The sequence below is a fragment of the Sphingobium sp. Ant17 genome, from assembly GCF_000588875.1.
Taxonomy (GTDB): Bacteria; Pseudomonadota; Alphaproteobacteria; order Sphingomonadales; family Sphingomonadaceae; genus Sphingobium.
This window is the reverse complement of record NZ_JEMV01000002.1, coordinates 137,548-157,698: the sequence shown is the minus strand read 5'-3', so window position 1 is coordinate 157,698 and position 20,151 is coordinate 137,548. Positions and strand designations below refer to the sequence as shown.

Sequence of the window (20,151 nt, the reverse complement as noted above, 5' to 3'; positions counted from 1 at the left end):
ACATGCATAATGTAAAGGCGCTGAGCGTCATCACCCTCTCGCTGGCGCTCGCCGCGTGCGACATGGCACCCAAATATGTGCGGCCGCAACTGGCGGTCCCGGCGGCCTCGCCTCAAGGGCCGGCCTATGGTGCGGGCAATGGCTTGGGCAGCGGCGCGGCGATCGTTCCGGCCGATACGGCCTGGCGCGATTTCTTCACCGATGCCCGCCTGGCGCGCGTGATCGAAACCGCGCTGGCGAACAATCGCGACCTGCGCGTTGCGCTCGCCAATGTCGAACAGGCGCGGGCGCAATATCGGGTGCAGCGGGCCGACCTGTTGCCCGGCGTTTCAGCGGGCGGCACCGCCACCTATCAGGATTCGCCCTTTTCGCTCGCAGGATCGGGACGGACCGATCTGTATCAGGCGCAGGTCGGCGTCTCCGCCTGGGAAGTCGATCTGTTCGGCCGGGTGCGTAATCTCAGCACAGCGGCGCAGGAGCAATATTTCGCCAGCGTCGAAACACGCAATGCAGCCCAGACCGCGTTGATTGCGGAAACGGCCAATGCCTGGCTTACCATGGCGGCGGATCAGGAACGGCTGCGCATCGCGCGCGATCTGGAACAGGCGTTCGGCGAGACGCTGGAACTCAACCGCGCGCGCTTTGCCAAGGGCATCGCGTCCGAACTGGAAGTGCGTCAGGCGCAGACCAGCTATGACGCGGCCCGTTCGACCATTGCCGAAACGACCACCTTGGTCGCGCAGGACCAAAATGCGCTGAACCTGCTAGCCGGGACGACCGTACCCGCCACCGATCTGCCCGAAAGCTTTCCGGCAGCAGATCCGACGATCGATAACCTGCCGGGCAACATCGCCTCGGACGTGTTGCTGCGTCGCCCGGACATTGCGTCGGCGGAGCATCAATTGCTCAGCGCCAATGCCAATATCGGTGCGGCGCGCGCGGCCTTTTTTCCCAATATTTCACTGACGGCGGCCTTTGGCTCGATCAGCCTTGGCCTGTCCAATCTGTTCGGGTCGGGTAGCAGCTTCTGGTCGGTAGCGCCGACCGCCTCTCTGCCGATTTTCGACTTCGGGAAGAACAAGGGCAATCTGCCTATGCCAAGGCGACCTATGACGCGATGCTGGCGACCTATGAAAAGAGCGTGCAGACGGGCTTTCGCGAAGTCGCCGACGCGCTCGCCCGGCGCGGCACTATGGGGCAACAGCTTGAGGCCCAAATGTCGCAACGCGACGCGGCACGGGTTGCCTATACGCTCTCGGAAGCCCGTTTCCGGGCGGGGGTCGATGGCTTCCTGACGACGCTCGATTCGCAGCGGGCACTATCCAATGCCGAACAAAGCCTGCTGGCGACGCGCTTGACCCGCGCCTCCAACATGGTGGAACTCTATCGTGCCATGGGCGGTGGGCTGAAATAGGAACGCGGCGACGGGTCTGGGGGGAGCGGGACAGGGGTGGACCATATTTTTCTGTCCACCCACCAGGAATAGCGCCTATGATTAGGGTCATAGTATTTGCGGATATCCACCAGCGCCCATGACTCCTGACCTCTACGCCATTGTGGCCGACATCATCGCTACAATGGCGCAGGCGCAAGAGCGCGGCGCCGTCGCGTCCTATATTCCCGAACTGGCCAAGGTCGATCCGGCGCAGTTCGGTATCGCCATCGTCACCGCCGATGGTCAGGTCATTGCGGGCGGGGATGCCGATACCGGCTTTTCGATCCAGTCGATTTCCAAAGTCTTTGCGCTGACCCTGGCGCTGGGCAAGGTTGGCGATCAACTGTGGGCACGGGTCGGGCGCGAGCCGTCGGGTAATGCCTTCAACTCGATCACCCAGTTGGAACATGAGCAGGGCATTCCCCGCAATCCCTTCATCAATGCCGGTGCGATCGTGGTTAGCGACGTCAATCTGGGCGGACATCAGCCGCGCGTGGCGATCGGCGAAATGCTGCGCTTCCTCCACTATCTCAGCGGCGACGATAGCATCGCGATCAACGAGGCGGTGGCGGCGTCCGAAACCGCGACCGGCTTCCGCAATGCCGCGCTCGCCAACTACATGCGCGCCTTCGACAATGTCCGTCACCCCGTCGATCTGGTGCTGGGCAGCTATTTCCATCAATGCGCGATCGAAATGACCTGCCGTCAACTCGCTCTGGCGGGGCGCTTCCTCATGCTCGATGGGCAGCATCCGGGCGGGGGCAGGGTGGTGTCACCCCGGCGGGCGCGGCGGATCAATGCCCTGATGCTCACCTGCGGCCATTATGATGCGTCGGGCGATTTCGCCTTTCGCGTGGGTATTCCCGGCAAATCGGGCGTGGGCGGCGGCATATTGGCGATCGTGCCGGGCCGTGCCTCGATCGCGGTCTGGTCGCCGGGCCTGAACGCCAGCGGCAATAGCCAGATCGGCACGGACGCGCTGGAGGAACTGGCCCGCCGCACCGGCTGGTCGGTTTTCAGCCCGCCGATCGTGGACGATTAAGCCGCCTCTTCGTCCGGCCGCAACCGCCGCAGTTTCGGGGCCGTTTCCATCTGCGCGGCTTCCTTTATCCCCATCCGCAAATCCTCGCGCGTCTGGTGGATCGACGCGATCACTGGTCCCATGGCAACGCCAGATCGACCAAAGCCGTTTCCGCCAGTTGCAGCGAGCTTTCCAGCGTTTCGGGCACGGCATCGCTCGCGCCCGCGCGATAGAGTTGCGCGGCATGGTCGGCATCGCGCGCGCGCGCGATGATCGGCAGGTCTGGCACCCATCCGCGCACCCGCTGCGTCACACGCACCGACAGCACCGGATCGTCCATCGTCAGGATCAGCGCGCGGGCATGGCCCAGCCGCAGTTTGTCGAGCATCTCGACCCGCGACACGTCACCGAACAGGATGGGATAGCCCGCCCGCCGTGCCTCGGCGACGACATCGGGGTCCGATTCCACGACGATGAAGCGCTGCTTATGCGTCTTGAGCAGATCACACACCATACGTCCGACCCGGCCGAAGCCGATCACGACAGCCGCCGCTTCGGCATGCTCCTCGATCGGTTCGACGCGATCCTCGCCCAGCGCCATTTCCAGCCGCCGCGCAACATCATGTCCCACACGCGCCAGCAGTGGCGTGATCGTCAGGCCGATTGCGGTCACGATCTGCCAGAAGGCAGCGGTGGAGGGCAGGATCAGTTGCGCGGCCGCCGCCGTCGACAGCACGATCAACGTGGTTTCCGACGGACTGGACATCAGCACGCCGACTTCCAACGCCGTGCCCTTGCGCGCGCCGGAGAAATAGAGGAGCGCCGACGTCACCAGCGTCTTGGCCACCACCACGCCGACGACAGCCATCACCAGGCTCTGCCAGTTGGCAAGGATGACCCGAATGTCCAGGCTCATCCCCACCGTGATCAGGAACACGCCCAGCGCCAGGCCCTTGAATGGCGCTGTCATCACCTCGACTTCGCCATGATAGTCCGTCTCGGCGATCAACAACCCGGCGAGCAGCGCCCCCACGATCGGCGACAATCCCGCGATCGACGTGGCCAGGCTGGACACGATGACCACCAACAGGCTGGCGGCGAGAAAGACTTCGGGACTTTTGGTCCGGGCCGCCTGGCTGAACACATGGGGCAGCAGGAAGCGGCCCATCACCAGCATGAAGGCGATGGTGATGCCGCCGCGCAGCAATGTGTCGCCCATTGCGCCCCATGCCCCGTCCGGGCTGGCCGCGACGGACGGCGCGAGTGCGCCGAGCATGAAGATAATCGGGACCAGTGCCAGATCCTCGAACAACAGCATCGAAAAGGCAGCGCGTCCGACCGCGCTTTGGGTTCCGACCATCGGCAATACGACGGCGGTGGAGGATAGCGCCAGCGCCAGGCCCAGGCCGATCGCCCCCGCCGTCGGCTGCCCCAGCAGGTAGAGGCCGCCCGCGATCAGCAGGCCGCTGACGATCAACTCGGCCGCACCGACGCCGAACACCTGCGTCCGCATGGTCCATAATCGGCGGAAACTCAGTTCCAGCCCGATCGAAAAGAGCAATAGGATGACGCCCAACTCGGCGAACGGCTCGATCGCCTCCTGGTTCGATATCGTGACATGATAGAGCCAGGGATATTGATTGACCAGCGAACCAAGACCCGCCGGCCCCACCGCCAGTCCCACCAGGATGAACCCGATGACCGGACTTATGCGAAAACGTGAGAAGCCGGGAATGACCAGCCCCGCCGCGCCCAGGATGACGAGGGAGTCGCTGAAACTGTGGGGATCTATTGCACCGGCCATGGGCGCACCATCGCGCCAAGCCAGCGGAATATCCAGTCCTTTGGTTGAAAAATCATGATGCGGCGCAACATTTGCGCGGGTCGGGGCGCCGGGCGGCTAATAGTTCTCGCCATCGCAGAGAATCCGCCCGGTGCCGCGATTGTCGATGGTGCAGGCGGGCTTGCCGCCGACCGTCACATCGCCCGACCCCGTCGATACGACCTTCGCAGTCACCTCGGCCGTCAGCGTGACGCTCCCCGGCCCGTCATTGCTGATGCTTGCCTGCCGCGCGCGCAACCCCTCCGCCGCCACCGCGCCCGGCCCGTTCACCCGGATATTGGCAACGCCCGTGCGCCCGCCCAGCGTCGCGCGGCCACCGCCCGCCAGCGCCACATCGATCCGGTCGAGCGCGACATCGGCCACGCCGACATCGCCATTGCCGCCCAGCACGATCTGCCCCTGCAATCCCTTCATCCGGTCGACCATCACGGAACCGCCGCCGGTCAGCATGATCCGGTCGATCATTCCCGTCGACAGCCGCAACGTCGCCGCCCCGCCGCTCTTCTCGCCGGACCGTGGGCGCGCCATGCTGATGATCAGCAACCGCCCCGACACATCGACCTTCAGCCGATCGAGCGCAGCCTGGTCGCCCTCCGCCCGCGCCGACGCGCCGCTGCCCGTCGTCACCACCACCGTGACCGGCGCGTCCACACGGATCGCGTCGAAGCTGGTAATGGTATAGCCGCGCGTGGCGGCCTCAGCGGGCAGGACCAGGCCCAAGGATAGGCCGATCAACAGCACCATCAGGGGGGAGGGGCGTGGCATCTCATTCTCCCATATCTCTTACTATCGCGAGGGAAAGACCGGGCGTTAGCGGTTCCAACCCCCTTGTTCGTCGCACTGGTTAGGGCAAGATAGCGCCTGGTACATAGAGGAGCTTTTCGTCATGCGCGCGCTTTTTTCCGCTCTCCCGCTTCTTTCGCTGGCGCTCGCCGCACCAGCGCTGGCGCAGGAGGATGACGGTGCGGCCTGGTGGGCGCATGTCAAGACGCTGGCCGCCGACGCGATGGAGGGTCGGGGGACCGGCACGCCGGGCTATGACCGCGCCGCCGATTATGTGATCGGCCAGTTCCAGGCGCTCGGCCTCAAGCCCGCCGGGGTGGACGGGTATAAGCAGCCGGTCGATTTCGTCGAACAGCGGATCCAGTCCGACCGCAGCAGTGCGGCGCTGGTCGGGCCGCAGGGGGCGGTGCCGCTGGCAGTACCGGGCGATCTCATCTTTTCAGGGAGCGGTGGCCCGGTCCCCGAAAGCATCGATGCGCCGATGGTGTTCGCGGGCTATGGCCTGCATCTGCCCGAAATTGGCCATGATGATTTTGCCGGGCTCGACCTCAAGGGCAAGGTGGTGGTCGTCCTCTCGGGCGGGCCGACGACGATTTCGGGTGCGCTCAAATCCCATGCCCGGTCCGAACGCGCCCAATGGCTTGCGGCGCAGGGCGCGGTCGGCATGATCGCGCTGGTTACGCCCAAGCAGGTCGAAATCCCCTGGACGCGGCGGGTGGCGCTCGCCGGTGCGCCAGCGCTCTATTATCGCGATGCCACGCTGCGTGAAACGCGCACGCCGTTCCTCGGCGCGCAACTCGACCCCGCCAAGTCCGCCGCCCTGTTCGCGGGGTCGGGTCATGATTTTGACGCGATCGCCGCCGCCGCCGATGCCGCCGCGCCGGTCGCCTCCTTTCCCCTCGCTCTGCGCCTCAAGGCGCAGGTCGCCGCGACCCGGCGCGATCTGTCCTCGCCCAATCTGATCGCCGTCATGCCCGGCAGCGATCCCACATTGCGCAACGACTATGTCGTGCTGTCCGCGCATCTCGACGGCTATGGCCTCGGCACGCCGATCAAGGGCGACACCATCTATAATGGCGCGTTCGACAACGCATCGGGCGTCGCCAGCCTGTTGGAAATCGCCAAGGCGCTCAAGGCCGGCAAAGTAAAGCCCAAACGCTCGATCCTCTTCGCCATCGTCACGGCCGAGGAAAAGGGGTTGCTGGGGTCACGCTATTTCGCGCGCCGCCCTACGGTGCCGCAGAAGGCCATCGTCGCGAACCTGAATTTCGACATGGCGCTGCCGATCTTTCCACTGACCAGCGTGACTCCGATCGGCTATGATCAAAGCTCGCTCGGCGGGGTGGCGCAGGCGGTGAGCGCGGCCATGAACCTGCCCATCACGCCCGATCCTTTCCCCGACCGCAACGTCTTCATCCGCTCCGACCAATATGCCTTCATCCGCGAAGGCATCCCCGCACTCTTCTTCAAATATGGGTTCAAGGCGGGCACGCCCGAAGCCGAAACGGAAAAAGCCTGGCGCGCGAACCTCTATCATTCGCCCTTCGATGACCTCAATCAGCCGGTGATGCCCGCCGAAACGGCAAAGCTGAACGCCTATGTGACGGCGGTGACGCTGCGGGTCGCGAACGAGGCGGCGCGACCGACATGGAATGCGGACAGTTTCTTCAAACGGTTCGCAAAATAGGCTTGGGGCGGATGGGGGCAGGGGCATGTCGCTCACCCCTTCGCCATTCCCGCGCTGCGAATGCGATAATGTGACGCGGTCCGCTCGACATGGCAGGGGGCGTGGCGTTAGATCGCGCCATGCTTCCGCCCACCGCCTCGCTCGCAACCACCATCGGCCCGGTGCTCGAAACCTTGAGCATCGTCGGCACCTTCGTCTTCGCCGCCTCCGGCGCGCTGGCCGCCGCGCGGTTGCAGCAGACGCTGGTAACCTTCGCCTTTTTCGCGCTGGTGACTGGCGTCGGCGGCGGCACGGTGCGCGATCTGCTGATCGACGCGCCGGTCTTCTGGGTCGCTGATCCCATACCCGCCATCGCTTGCATGGTCGCGGCGCTGATGGTCTGGTTCACCCCCCGCAAATTCTGGAGTGAACGCGCACTCGACTGGCTCGATGCGATCGGCCTGGCGGCCTTCGCGGTGTTCGGCGCGGCCAAGGCGATGAGCTTTGGCGTGCCGCCCTTCGTCGCCGGGATGATGGGCGTCGTCACCGGCTGCGTCGGCGGCATCATGCGCGATCTGCTGGCGGGCGAACCGTCCATCCTGCTGCGCCCCGAACTCTATGTGACCGCAGCGGCCGTCGCGTCCGGCCTGTTCGTGCTGCTGCGCTGGATCGGCCTCGACGTACCCGTCGCCGGCCTGATCGCCGCCCTGCTGGGCTTCACGCTACGTGCCATTGCGATCCGGCGCGGGCTGGGATTACCGGTGTATCGGGATGGCGAGGAATAGGCATAGCCTGAGCGAGAATAGCATCCCCTCCCGTCATGCCAGCGAACGCTGGCATCTCTCTTTCTTGTCAGCGGTGCCGCTAAGAAGTGAGATCCCAGCTTTCGCTGGGATGACGGGGTGGAATTTTACCCCCACAACCCCGCCAGCATCGCCATCACCCCGCGCTCCTCCGCCGCAGTGCGCATCCTCGGCGCGCCATAGCTGCGGCATTCCAGGCAGTCCGCGCGCACGCCCGCGCCCGTCACCAGCGCCTTGACGTCCGCAACCGCCTGCATCGCCCAGCCGCGCTGGACCATCGCCTGGCGTGCCAGCATGTCGCGTGGCGCACTCGCGTCGTCCGCGTCGCGCTCCGCCATCGCCTCGATCCATGCGGCCCAAGGTTCGGGTGCCTTCTCGATGCGATAGGCGCGCGCGGTCTTGGGGTCGATCTGCGCCCGGCGCGCAGCCTCTGCAATCGCGTCCTCCAGCCCGCCGAAGCGATCGACCAGGCCGTTCTGGCGCGCGGTCCCGCCGTCCCAGACGCGGCCCTGCGCGATGGCGTCGATCTGCTCGGGCGTCTTGCGGCGCGATTGCGCGACCAGGCCGACGAAGCGGCGATAGATATCCTCGACCCCCATCTGCATGATCGCATCGAACTGCGGCGATGTGCCGCCTGCCAGGTCCGGTTGGCCCGATAGTGGCGTGGTCGCCACGCCATCGGTGGTGACGCCCATCTTGGCGAGCGTCCCTTCAAAGCTCGGCAATATACCGAACACGCCGATCGATCCTGTGATGGTATCTGGCTCGGCAAAGATCATGTCGGCGGGCGTGGACACCCAATAGCCGCCGCTGGCCGCGACATTGCCCATCGACACGACGATCGGCAGGCCGTCCGCCTTCGCCGTCATTATGGCGCTTCGGATCTGTTCCGATGCCATGACCGAACCGCCCGGCGAATCGACGCGCACGACCAGCGCCTTTAAATCCTTTTCATTGAGCGCGGTCAGCAGCAGGTCGGAAATCGTGTCGCCTGCCGCCGTGCCGGGACCGGCCTCACCATCGACGATCTCGCCTGCGATCGTCAGCACGCCGATCTGCCCGTCATTGGCGGGCTTGCGCGCCTTTACATAGGTCGCCAGATCGACCTTCGCGAATGCACCGGCCTTGGCATCCGAAGGCTCGCCCGCAATCTCCGCCACGCGCGCGCCAAAAGCGGTGGCGTCGCCCAGCTTGTCGACCAGCCCAGCGGACAGGGCGGCGCTCGCCATATTCCCGCCTGCGGCGCGAGCGGCGGCGACCGGATCGGTCGCATAGGCGGCAATCTTCGCCTTGGGCCGTGCCTTGGCGACATCATCCTGCCAATTGCGCCACAGCACGTCCGCCAACGCCTGATTGGCCTGCTTGGCTTCGGGCGACTGGTCGGCGCGGATATAGGGTTCGACGAAGCTCTTATAGGTGCCGACGCGATAGACATGGGTGTTGACGCCCAGCTTGTCGATCAGCCCCTTATAATAGAGGTTCGACCCGCCCCGTCCCATGATCGCGACGCCGCCCAGCGGATCGCTCCACGCCTCGCTCGCATGGGCGGCAAGCTGATAGCTGTCGTCGGTATAAAGCATGGCATAGGCCAGCACCGGTTTCTTCGCGGCGCGTAGGCCGTCCAGCGCTTCGCCGACGCGGGCGAGGGCGACCTGTCCGCCGCCCATGAAGCCATCCAGGTCCAGCACCACGGCCTTGACCTTGGTGTCGGCCCTGGCTGCTTCCAGCGCCGCGACGATGTCGGAGAGGCGATATTCCTTCATGTCGGGGCCGGAACCGGACAGCAGCGAAAAGGGATCGATGTCAGCAGGCTGCTCGACGATCGTCCCGTCGAGGTCGAGCAGCAGCGCGCCTGCACTGACGCTGGCCACCGGCTTTGGCGAAAAGGAGAGGGCGGCGTATAGCGCACCGAAGAACAGCAGCAGGAACAGCAGCACCAGCCCGTCCTTGATCGCCACCAATATGCGCCATGCGCCCTTCACAAATGCCAAATGCCGCTTCCTTCTACCCTGTCCGCCATGGCTACCCCATCGCCCGATCGACTGCAATGTGGGCGCGATGCGGGCGGCTGCAACCTTGCGCCCCCGATTTTGGTTGCTATGGGGATCGTTGCATAATCACGGCCTACCTTTCCCCGTTCGCCCTGAGCCTGTCGAAGCCTGTCCTGAGCGCCTGCCTTGGCAGGCAGTCGAAGGGGGCCGCACTTCTTGAAGAGAAGGACAAGGCTTCGACAAGCTCAGGGCGAACGGGTGTGGGGGCAGCGATTTATGCGATAATCCCGTCATGGGACTTACATGTTCGCTCTTGTGCAGGAGACGTGCCCGATGCCCACTCTCGTCCTTATCCGTCACGGCCAATCGTCGTGGAACCTGGAAAATCGCTTCACCGGCTGGTGGGATGTCGATGTGACTGAAAAGGGCGTGGGCGAAGCGCGCGCCGCAGGTCAGTTGATGAAGGAGAAGGGGCTGGATTTCGATCAATGCTATACCTCGCTTCAAACCCGCGCGATCAAGACGCTCAATCTGGCGCTGGAGGAAATGGGGCGGCTGTGGCTGCCGGTCGAAAAGGACTGGCGTCTGAATGAGCGCCATTATGGCGGCCTCACGGGCCTCAACAAGGCGGAGACGGCGGCCAAGCATGGCGATGATCAGGTCCAGATCTGGCGCCGCAGCTTCGACATTCCGCCGCCAGCGCTCGAAGCGGGCAGTGAGTTCGACCTCAGCCAGGACCGCCGCTATGCGGGCATCGCGATTCCCGCGACCGAAAGCCTCAAGGACACGATCGCCCGCGTCCTGCCCTATTGGGACGCGACGATCGCCCCCGACCTCAAGACCGGCAAGCGCGTGTTGATCTCCGCCCACGGCAATTCGCTGCGCGCCTTGGTCAAGCATCTCTCCAACATCCCCGATGACGAGATCACCCATCTGGAAATCCCCACCGGCCAGCCCATCGTGTACGAACTGGCCGACGACCTGAGCGCCATCGACCGCTATTATCTCTCGGAACGGTAACAACATCATCCCCTCCCTTTAAAGGGAGGGGTTAGGGGTGGGTGCGAGCGCAGCGAGCTTCGGCGCTGAGATATGGCGGAGCCGCCGCTACGCGGCGGACCCACCCCCAGCCCTCCCCTCCCTGGAAGGAGGGGAGGATTAGCATTGCCCCCCGGCGGCCTGCCCGCTAAGGGGCTTTGCTTTCCGAGCGGCACCGTAGCGGCCGCGCCATGAGGGGAAGCACGGACATGAGCGGGGCAATCGAGGTCGGCATCATCATGGGCTCGCGGTCCGACTGGGACACGATGCGCCACGCCGCCGACACGCTCACCGCGCTCGGCGTCGCCCATGAATGCAAGGTCGTGTCCGCGCACCGCACCCCCCAACGCCTTTACGACTATGCGACCGGCGCAGTCAGCCGTGGCCTGAAAGTCATCATCGCTGGCGCAGGCGGCGCCGCGCATTTGCCGGGCATGTGCGCGTCGATGACGCGGCTGCCGGTGCTGGGCGTGCCGGTCGAATCGAAGGCGCTCAAGGGCATGGATTCGCTGCTCTCGATTGTCCAGATGCCGGGCGGCATCCCCGTGGCGACGCTGGCGATCGGCAAGCCTGGCGCGATCAATGCCGGGCTGCTCGCCGCCGCCATCCTCGCCACCAATGATCCGGCGCTCGCCGACCGGCTCGACGCCTGGCGCGCCAAACAGACCGACGCGGTCGCCGAAACGGTCGAGGACTGATCGCGCCCATGACCACCATCCCGCCCGGTTCGACCATCGGTATCCTTGGCGGCGGCCAACTCGGCCGGATGATCGCCATCGCCGCCGCGCAGCTCGGCTATCGCACCCATATCTTCGCGCCCGATGAGAGTGGCCCGGCCGCCGACGTCTCGTCGCGCTGGACGCGGGGCGAATATGACGATCCACACGCGCTGGCGGCCTTTGCCGATAGCGTCGATGTCGTCACTTATGAGTTCGAGAATATCGCCCCCTCGGCGGTCGAAACGCTGGCGGGCCATGGCCTTGTCCGCCCCGGCGCGCAGGCGCTGCGCGTGGCGCAGGACCGGCTCGCCGAAAAGCGCTTCGTCTGCGATCTGGGCGGGCTGACCGCGCCCTTCGCCCCGGTCGACAGCCTGGACGATCTGGAAGCGGCGATCGCGACGATCGGCAGCCGCGCGATCCTGAAAACCAACCGCATGGGCTATGATGGCAAGGGGCAGGCGCGTCTGCACGAACCGGGCGACGCGGTCGGTGCCTGGAACGCCATCGGTCGCCAGAGCGCGATCCTCGAAGGCTTCGTCACCTTCGCGGAGGAATTTTCGGTCATATTGGTGCGCGGCGTCGATGGCGAAGTCCGCTTCTGGGACAGCGCCGCCAATGTCCATGTCGACGGCATTCTCGACACGTCGATCGCGCCCGCCGGGCCGCTGATCGAGGGGCAGGTGCCCGCCGCTCGCGCCCTGGCGCGCCAGATTGCCGACGCGCTCGACTATGTCGGCGTGCTGACCTGCGAATTTTTCGCCAGCGCCGATGGCCCGGTCTTCAACGAAATGGCCCCGCGCGTCCATAATAGCGGCCACGGCACGATCGAGGGTGCATTGACCAGCCAGTTCGAAAATCACGTTCGCGCGATTTGCGGCCTGCCGCTGGGCGACACTGCGCTCGCCGCGCGCCGGGTGGAAATGCGCAACCTGATCGGCGACGCCGCGCATGATTGGGCCGCGATCCTCTCCGATCCGGCCAATCATCTGCACCTCTATGGCAAGGAAGAAGCCCGGCCGGGCCGCAAGATGGGCCATGTGACGCAGCTGGCGCTGTGACTGAAATCACGCTCATCCTCGCCCGCGCCGACAATGGCGTGATCGGCCGGGATGGTGACCTGCCCTGGCGACTGCCTGCCGACCTCAAACGCTTCAAGGCGCTGACGCTGGGTCACCCGATGATCATGGGCCGCAAGACGTTCGACAGCCTGCCGGGCCTGCTGCCGGGCCGCCGCCACATCGTCCTGACCCGCGACCGGGCCTGGACCGGGGCAGGGGCCGACGTGGCGCATGATGTGGCGGGCGCGCTGGCACTGGCCGATGCGCCCAGCGTCATGGTCATCGGCGGCGCGGAAATCTACCGCCTGTTCCTGCCGCTGGCACACCGGATCGAACTGACCGAAGTGCATCTGGAAGCGGAAGGCGACGCCAGCATCGCCTATCCCGACCCGGCCGACTGGGTGGAAGTCGCCCGCGACCCTCATCCCGCGCTCGACGGCCGCCCCGCTTATAGTTTCGTGACGCTGGTGAAAAATTGCGGACTTTGAAAATCCGTTCGGGCTGAGCTTGTCGAAGCCTTCGGCCGAGCGCAGCGAGGTCCAAGCCCCTTCGCTCTGCTCAGGGCGAACGGAGCGCTAGTGGATCGCCAATTGCCACGTCCATCCCACCCCCCTATAGGCCGCGCCATGGAGCGGTTGACAAGCAGCGCCCCGGTTCCGGCGCATCTGCGCGGGGCCGTCATGGCGCTGGGCAATTTCGATGGATTTCATGCCGGGCATCAGGCCGTGGTCGGCCACGCTGTCGCGCGCGCGCGGGCGGAGGGTCGCCCGGTCATCGTCGCGACCTTTGATCCGCACCCGATGCGCCTGTTCCGGCCCGACACGCCCCATTTCCGCCTGACTACGCTCGACCAGCGGCAGGCGCTGTTCGCCGCCGCCGGGGCCGACGCGATGCTGGTCTTCGCCTTCACGCCAGAGCTTGCCGCGCTCGACCCGCAGGCTTTCGTCCGCCTGCTTGTCCAGGATATGGGCGTAGCGGGCGTCGTCACCGGACAGGATTTCACCTTCGGCAAGGGCCGCGCCGGATCGGTCGCGGTGCTGGCGGAACTCGGCGCAGCTTCGGGCCTATGGACGCAGGCAGTTGCCCCGGTCGCCGATGCCAGCGGCGACATCATCTCCTCCACCCGCATCCGCACTGCGTTGCAGGCGGGCGATTGCGCCAGCGCCACCCGGCTGCTGACCCGACCCTTCACCATCGAAGGCGTGGTGCAGCATGGCGACAAGCTCGGCCGTACCATCGGCTTCCCCACCGCCAATATCGACATGGGCGATTATCTGCGCCCGGCCTATGGCATTTACGCGGTGCGTGGGCTGCTGCCAGACGGGCGAGTGCTCGACGGCGCGGCGAACCTGGGCATCCGGCCTATGTTCGACCCGCCCAAATTGCTGCTGGAGCCGCATTTCTTCGATTTCGCCGAAAGCCTCTATGACCAGCGCATCGCAGTGCAACTGATCGCCTATCTTCATGCCGAACGCGCCTATGACGGGCTGGACGCCTGATGAACGGCATTGCCCAGGACTGCGTCGATGCACGGCAAATCCTTGCGGGCCAAAACCTTGCGGGAACGCCCCACCTCGCCTAAGGCACGGGCCACGTTTTTTCACCCGTTCGGGCTGAGCCTGTCGAAGCCTTCTCCTTTTTCCTGAAAGAAGAATGGCCCTTCGACAGGCTCAGGGCGAACGGATTTTGGTTGTTCTGGAACCCCATGACCGACGCACCTGACTATAAGTCCACCGTATTCCTGCCGCAGACCGACTTCCCGATGAAGGCGGGCCTTGCGCAAAAGGAACCGGCGATCGCCGCGCAGTGGGAGGCGATGGACCTCTATGGCAAGCTGCGCGAAAAGCGCGCCGGGCGCGAACGCTTCATCCTGCATGACGGCCCGCCCTACGCCAATGGCGACATCCATATGGGCCATGCGATGAACAAGGTGTTGAAGGACATCATCGTCCGCAGCCAGTCGCTGCTAGGCAAGGATGCGCCCTATGTGCCCGGCTGGGATTGCCACGGCTGCCGATCGAATGGAAGATCGAGGAAGAATATCGCAAGAAGAAGCTGAACAAGGACGAGGTGCCCGCGCAGGAATTCCGCGCCCAATGCCGCGCCTATGCCGACCGCTGGGTGGGCGTGCAAAAGGAACAGTTCAAGCGTCTGGGCGTCATGGGCGACTGGGCCGATCCGTATCTGACCATGAAGTTCGACGCCGAAGCGACCATCGTCGGCGAACTGCTGAAATTCGCGGAAAGCGGTCAATTGTACCGCGGCGCGAAGCCGGTGATGTGGTCGCCCGTGGAGAAGACCGCGCTGGCCGAAGCGGAGGTCGAATATGAGGACGTCACCTCGACCCAGATCGATGTCGCGTTCGAGATCGTGGAAGCGCCGAACGCGCCTGAACTGGTCGGTGCTCATGCAGTGATCTGGACGACGACCCCCTGGACGATCCCGGTGAACCAGGCGATCGCTTATGGGGAAGAGATTGAATATGTTCGGGTTGAGTTGTTACCCGGCGTGCAATCTGTAAATAGCGACCCGCTCGTGGTTCTTCGGACGCCAGAATTTCACGTCTTTGACACCCAAGAATATTTGGTAGCTAGTCAGCTTCTACCCGAATTTCTAGCGCGTCTGTCTAAGAGCTACACCGACATTGTTGTAGCTAACAGCTGGGGGACTGAAGCACGGTTCACGGCGAAGATCCATCAAACCTTCAAAGGCACCGACCTCGCCGGTGCTATCGCGCGCCACCCCATGGCCAAATCCCTCCGTCATCCCGGCGAAAGCGGGATCCCGCTTCTTCTTTCGAAGGCGGCGAAGGCAGTGGGACCCCGGATCAAGTCTGGGGTGACGACAAAGCGCAACTCGGCTTCTTCGATCGCCCGCGTCCCTTCCTCCCCGCCGACCACGTCACCACCGACGCGGGCACGGGCCTGGTCCATATGTCCCCCGACCATGGCGAAGAGGATTTCATCGCCTGCAAGAAGCTCGGCATCGATCCCGTCTTCGCGGTGAACGATGCAGGCTTCTACCGCGACGATTGGGAATGGCTGCCGGGCCAGGGCAGCGTCATCAACACCAAGTTCAACGGCGTGGACGGCCCGATCTGCACCGACCTGCGCGCCGCCGGTGCGCTGCTCTCGGCCAGCGACTTCCGCCACAGCTATCCCCATAGCTGGCGGTCGAAGGCGCGGATCATCTACCGCTGCACCCCACAATGGTTCATCCCGATGGACAAGCCATCGGGCAACACCATGCCCGACTATCCGCTGCCCCCGCTGGAGCCGATCACCGGCGCGCTGGCGACGGCCCTGCCGACCAACGGCCCGACCCTGCGCGGCGTCGCGCTCGACGCGATCCAGAACACCCGCTGGGTGCCGGAACGCGCGCGCAATCGCATCAATGCGATGGTCAGCGATCGCCCCGACTGGGTGATCAGCCGCCAGCGCGCCTGGGGCGTCCCCATCGCCCTCTATGTCCATCGCAAGAGCGGCCAGTATCTCGTTGATCCGGCGGTCAATGCCCGCATCATCGATGCTTTCAGGGCGGCCGGTGCCGACGCCTGGTTCGGCGCCGATCATCAGGCGCTGCTCGGTCCCGATTATGACCTGGCCGACTATGAAGTCGTGACCGACATTCTCGACGTCTGGTTCGACAGCGGCTCGACCCATAGTTTCGTCGTGGAGGCCCGCTATGGCGAAGGCACCCGCGCCGACCTCTATGTCGAAGGGTCCGATCAGCATCGCGGCTGGTTCCAATCCTCGCTGCTCGAATCGAGTGGCACGCGCGGCCGCGCGCCCTATGACGCGGTGCTGACCCACGGCTTCGCGCTCGACGGCACGGGCAAGAAAATGTCCAAGTCGCTTGGCAATGTGGTCGATCCGCTCAAGATCATGGCCGAAAGCGGCGCTGACATCTTGCGCGTCTGGGTCGCCAGCACCGACTATTTCGACGATGTCCGCATCGGCAAGGAAGTGCTCGCTGGGTCGTCCGACGCCTATCGTAAATTGCGCAATACATTCCGCTACATGCTCGGCGCTCTTGCCGATTATGATGAAGCGACCGAAGCCGTTTCCTACGCCGACATGCCCGAACTGGAACGCTATATGCTCCATCGGCTGGCCGCGCTGGATGCGGAACTGAAGTCGGTCGTGGACAAGGCGGCGGATAGCGACAATTGGCTCGAATTCAGCCGCTACACCCGCGCCTTGTTCGACTTCGCCAATAGCGACCTCTCGGCCTTCTTCTTCGATATCCGCAAGGACTGCCTCTATTGCGACGCGCCGTCCGACCCGAAGCGGCGCGCCTATCGCACCCTGCTCGACACGCTGTTCCACGCGCTCGTCCGCTATGCCGCGCCGATCATCCCCTTCACCGCCGAGGAAGTGTGGCAAAGCCGCTTCCCAAGTGACGAAGACAGCGTCCATTTCCTGGAATGGCCGGAGATCGACCGTCATTGGATCGACCGCAGCCTTGACGAAAAATGGCGCGAATTGCGCACCCAGCGCGAGCAGGTGAACGAAGCGATCGAGCCGCTGCGCCGCGAAAAGATCGTCCGCTCCAGCCTCGACGCCGACGTCACCATGGGCGAACTGCTCGCGGTGGGCGATGTCGATTTCGCCGAAGTCGCGATCGTCGCGCGCGTGACCATGGGGCAGGGGGATGGCATCATCGTCCAGCCCAGCACATGGCATAAATGCGGCCGCTGCTGGCGCAAACTGCCCGAAGTCGCCACCGACGGCACGCTCTGCAACCGCTGCGACGCGGTGCTGGCGGGATGAGCGTCAACCACCGCCCGCTGGGCCTGACCGTGGCGATCGTGACGCTCGCGCTCGACCAGCTCATCAAATATACCGTCACCTATCCGCTGGCGCTGAAAAGCCGCGCGGATATCGGCATCGAAATCCTGCCGATCTTCCGCCTGCGCTGGCTGGAAAATCGCGGTGTCTCGATGGGCTTCTTCCACGCCGATACCGACCTGATGCGCTGGGCGCTCGTGGGCATGACCATCCTGATCGCGGGGTTCGTTGCCGTATGGATGTGGCGCGAAAAGGCGCGGCAGGATGTCGCTGCGCTGGGGCTGGTGCTGGGTGGTGCGATCGGCAACATCGTCGACCGGATGCGGCTCGGCTATGTTATTGATTATGCCGATCTACATTTTGGTGAGTGGCGGCCCTTCCTGATTTTCAACCTGGCCGATGCGGCCATCACCATCGGGGTGCTGATCCTGCTTGCGCGGGCGTTGCTGCTGCGCGACAAGGACGCAAAGACGGAGACTTTGAAGTAATGCGTAAATTGATCCTCGCCGCCGGTCTGCTCACCACCCTGTCCGCCTGTGGCGGCGGCGGCGGCCTGTATAATCGCCAGCGCCCCGACGAATTCGCCGTCTCGCGCCAGGCCCCTCTGGTCGTCCCGCCCGATTTCGCGCTCGTTCCGCCCGCGCCCGGCTCCCCGTCGGCCGCTTCGGTCGATTCGGGCAAGGCTGCGATGGACGCCATGTTCGGCGGCCCGGCCCAGCGTAGCGCCACCGAAACCGCGACCCTGAACGCCGCCGGTCGCGCCAACGCGGCCCCCGGCATCCGCTCCTCGGCGGGCGATCCGGCCACTGAAGTCGTGGAGAAGGGCGCCACCACCCGCGACATCATCGCCGCCCCCGAAGGCGACGGCCAGGACGCCAGGGCCGTAACGCCCACCCCGCAGCCGTAAGCGACAAAAAAAGGGGCCGATCGGCCCCTTTTTCCTATCTGCGTCACTCTTCCTAGATCCTCCCCTGGCAGGGGAGGTGGCAGGGCGCAGCCCTGACGGAGGGGTGTCCCGCCCTCGCTAGGGCGATACCCCACCACTGCTCATCACACTAAGCCCGCGCTTCCGTGCCAATCCCCGCGCTATTATGGCGCAGCGCGGTCAGCACCGTGTCGATGATCGCATCGGCATCCAGCCGCGCATCGGCATATTGTTTTTCAGGCTTGTCCTGATCCTGGAAAATATCCGGCAGGCGCAGGGTGCGGATTTTCAGCCCCGCATCGGTCAGCCCCAGGTCGCTCGCCAGCGTCAGCACATGCGCGCCCAGGCCGCCGATCGCGCCTTCCTCGATCGTCACGGCGACCTCATGGGTGGCCAGCAACCGACGGATCATCGCTTCGTCGAGTGGCTTGGCGAAGCGCAGATCGGCGACGGTGGTGGACAAGCCCCTGGCCTCCAACACCTCTGCGGCCTTGAGCGCTTCTTCCAACCGCGTGCCGAGCGAGAGGATCGCGACCTGCCGCCCTTCGCGCATGATCCGGCCCTTGCCGATCGCCAGCCGTTCGGGCGTTTCGGGCATCGCCACCCCGGTGCCGTTGCCGCGCGGATAGCGTAGCGCGATCGGCCCGCTATCATGCATCGCGGCGGTGTGCGTCATATGCACCAGTTCCGCCTCGTCCGCCGCCGCCATCACCACCATATTGGGCAAAGTGGCGAGATAGGTGACATCGAAACTGCCCGCATGGGTCGATCCATCCGCGCCGACCAGCCCGGCCCGGTCGATCGCAAAGCGCACCGGCAGATTCTGGATCGCGACATCATGCACGACCTGATCATAGGCGCGCTGCAGGAAGGTCGAATAAATGGCGCAGAAGGGCCGCATCCCCTCCGCCGCCAGGCCCGCCGCGAATGTCACCGCATGCTGCTCGGCAATACCCACGTCGAAGATGCGATCGGGGAAGGCGAGGGCGAATTTGTCGAGCCCCGTGCCCGACGGCATCGCCGCCGTGATCGCGCACAGCTTCGGGTCGCGCTGCGCCTCGGCGATCAGCGCCTGGGCAAAGACATTTGTATAGCTTGGCGGGCCGGGCGGGGCCTTCGCCTGCGTGCCCGTCACCACGTCGAATTTCTGCACGCCATGATATTTGTCGGCGGCGGCTTCGGCCGGGGCATAGCCCTTGCCCTTTTTCGTCACGACATGGACCAGGCACGGCCCCTCGGCCGCATCGCGCACATTTTCCAGCACGGGGATCAACTGGTCCAGATTATGGCCATCGACCGGCCCGACATAATAGAAGCCCAGTTCCTCGAACAAGGTGCCGCCCATCGCCATGCCACGCGCGAACTCATCGGTCTTGCGCGCCGCATTATGCAGCGGTCGGGGCAGCTTGCGCGCCAGTTTCTTGGCCAGGTCGCGCAGCCCCAAAAAACTCGCGGCTCGTCACCAGCCGCGCCAGATAGCCAGACAGGCCGCCCACCGGCGGCGCGATCGACATGTCATTGTCGTTGAGGATGACGACCAGCCGATTGCCCGCCGCCTGCGCATTGTTCATCGCTTCATAGGCCATGCCCGCCGACATCGCGCCGTCGCCGATTACGGCGATGCCCTTGCCCGGCCGGTCCTGCATCTGGTTGGCGATGGCAAAGCCCAGCGCCGCGCTGATCGAGGTCGAGCTATGCGCCGCGCCAAACGGATCATAGTCGGATTCGGTGCGCTTGGTGAAGCCCGACAGCCCGCCGCCCTGACGCAAGGTGCGGATGCGGTCGCGCCGTCCAGTCAGGATCTTGTGCGGATAGCATTGGTGGCCGACATCCCACACCAGCTTGTCGCGCGGCGTGTCGAACACATAATGGATGGCGGTGGTCAGTTCCACGACGCCCAGGCCCGACCCCAGATGGCCGCCCGTCACGCCCACGGCAGAAATCACCTCCTGCCGCAACTCGTCGGCCAGCTGCGGCAACTGGTCGGGCTTGAGGGTGCGCAGGTCGGATGGCCAGATGACCTGGTCGAGCAACGGCGTTTGCGGGCGATCATTCATGAAAGGCATAGACTCGTGTAGG

At 65.0% G+C, this 20,151-nt stretch carries 12 protein-coding genes and 5 pseudogenes; 13 read left to right on the top strand and 4 right to left on the bottom strand.

Annotated features, from left to right (window positions below; translation table 11 throughout):
* Positions 1–2 precede the first annotated feature (2 nt).
* A pseudogene (locus BF95_RS01980) lies at positions 3–1,414 on the top strand (efflux transporter outer membrane subunit).
* A 118-nt stretch (positions 1,415–1,532) separates the two neighbouring features.
* Positions 1,533–2,477, top strand: a complete 945-nt coding sequence (locus BF95_RS01975) for a glutaminase (RefSeq protein WP_043148961.1) — start codon at positions 1,533–1,535, stop codon at positions 2,475–2,477.
* Here BF95_RS01975 and BF95_RS01970 read toward each other — a convergent pair.
* Positions 2,474–4,260, bottom strand: a pseudogene (locus BF95_RS01970) (cation:proton antiporter domain-containing protein). The gene BF95_RS01975 and the pseudogene BF95_RS01970 sit on opposite strands and share 4 nt — an antisense overlap.
* Positions 4,261–4,356: 96 nt before the next feature.
* A complete protein-coding gene (locus BF95_RS01965) occupies positions 4,357–5,064 on the bottom strand; it encodes a head GIN domain-containing protein (RefSeq protein ID WP_043148959.1) in 708 nt (235 codons plus the stop codon).
* 121 nt (positions 5,065–5,185) lie between these two features.
* Between BF95_RS01965 and BF95_RS01960 the strand changes: the two genes are divergently transcribed.
* Positions 5,186–6,769 (top strand): M28 family metallopeptidase, encoded by a 1,584-nt coding sequence (locus BF95_RS01960; RefSeq protein ID WP_043148956.1) that lies wholly within the window; start codon positions 5,186–5,188, stop codon positions 6,767–6,769.
* A 119-nt stretch (positions 6,770–6,888) separates the two neighbouring features.
* On the top strand, positions 6,889–7,533 hold the full coding sequence (locus tag BF95_RS01955) for a trimeric intracellular cation channel family protein (protein WP_043148954.1): 645 nt from the start codon (positions 6,889–6,891) through the stop codon (positions 7,531–7,533).
* Between the two features lie 125 nt (positions 7,534–7,658).
* Here the strand turns inward: BF95_RS01955 and sppA are convergent, their stop codons facing one another.
* Entirely contained in the window at positions 7,659–9,542 is a 1,884-nt protein-coding gene (sppA, locus tag BF95_RS01950; protein ID WP_043148953.1) for a signal peptide peptidase SppA, read from the bottom strand.
* Between the two features lie 333 nt (positions 9,543–9,875).
* On the opposite strand from sppA, the gene gpmA reads away from it, so the two are divergent.
* The 9 genes and pseudogenes from gpmA (at position 9,876) to BF95_RS01905 (ending at position 18,054) form a co-directional block, all read left to right on the top strand.
* Positions 9,876–10,562, top strand: coding sequence for a 2,3-diphosphoglycerate-dependent phosphoglycerate mutase (gpmA, locus tag BF95_RS01945; RefSeq protein WP_043149076.1), 687 nt, complete (start codon positions 9,876–9,878; stop codon positions 10,560–10,562).
* A gap of 227 nt (positions 10,563–10,789) precedes the next feature.
* A complete protein-coding gene (gene purE / locus BF95_RS01940; protein ID WP_043148952.1) occupies positions 10,790–11,278 on the top strand; it encodes a 5-(carboxyamino)imidazole ribonucleotide mutase in 489 nt (162 codons plus the stop codon).
* A gap of 8 nt (positions 11,279–11,286) precedes the next feature.
* On the top strand, positions 11,287–12,357 hold the full coding sequence (locus BF95_RS01935) for a 5-(carboxyamino)imidazole ribonucleotide synthase (RefSeq protein WP_043148951.1): 1,071 nt from the start codon (positions 11,287–11,289) through the stop codon (positions 12,355–12,357).
* Positions 12,354–12,845, top strand: coding sequence for a dihydrofolate reductase (locus tag BF95_RS01930; protein WP_043148950.1), 492 nt, complete (start codon positions 12,354–12,356; stop codon positions 12,843–12,845). The genes BF95_RS01935 and BF95_RS01930 overlap by 4 nt, the downstream gene beginning before the upstream one ends.
* Positions 12,846–12,983: 138 nt before the next feature.
* Positions 12,984–13,939: pseudogene (locus BF95_RS01925) on the top strand (bifunctional riboflavin kinase/FAD synthetase).
* A gap of 123 nt (positions 13,940–14,062) precedes the next feature.
* A pseudogene (locus tag BF95_RS30910) lies at positions 14,063–14,848 on the top strand (class I tRNA ligase family protein); the annotation flags it as partial.
* A gap of 442 nt (positions 14,849–15,290) precedes the next feature.
* Positions 15,291–17,129 carry a class I tRNA ligase family protein gene (locus tag BF95_RS30905; RefSeq protein ID WP_443018318.1) on the top strand — a complete coding sequence of 613 codons (1,839 nt, stop codon included), beginning with the start codon at positions 15,291–15,293 and terminating at the stop codon, positions 17,127–17,129.
* Positions 17,126–17,635 (top strand): signal peptidase II, encoded by a 510-nt coding sequence (gene lspA, locus BF95_RS01910; RefSeq protein ID WP_043148948.1) that lies wholly within the window; start codon positions 17,126–17,128, stop codon positions 17,633–17,635. The genes BF95_RS30905 and lspA overlap by 4 nt, the downstream gene beginning before the upstream one ends.
* A complete protein-coding gene (locus BF95_RS01905; RefSeq protein WP_043148947.1) occupies positions 17,635–18,054 on the top strand; it encodes a DUF3035 domain-containing protein in 420 nt (139 codons plus the stop codon). The genes lspA and BF95_RS01905 overlap by 1 nt, the downstream gene beginning before the upstream one ends.
* A 148-nt stretch (positions 18,055–18,202) precedes the next feature.
* On the opposite strand, the pseudogene dxs reads toward BF95_RS01905, so the two are convergent.
* Positions 18,203–20,138 (bottom strand): annotated as a pseudogene (gene dxs / locus BF95_RS01900) (1-deoxy-D-xylulose-5-phosphate synthase).
* Between the last annotated feature and the right edge of the window lie 13 nt (positions 20,139–20,151).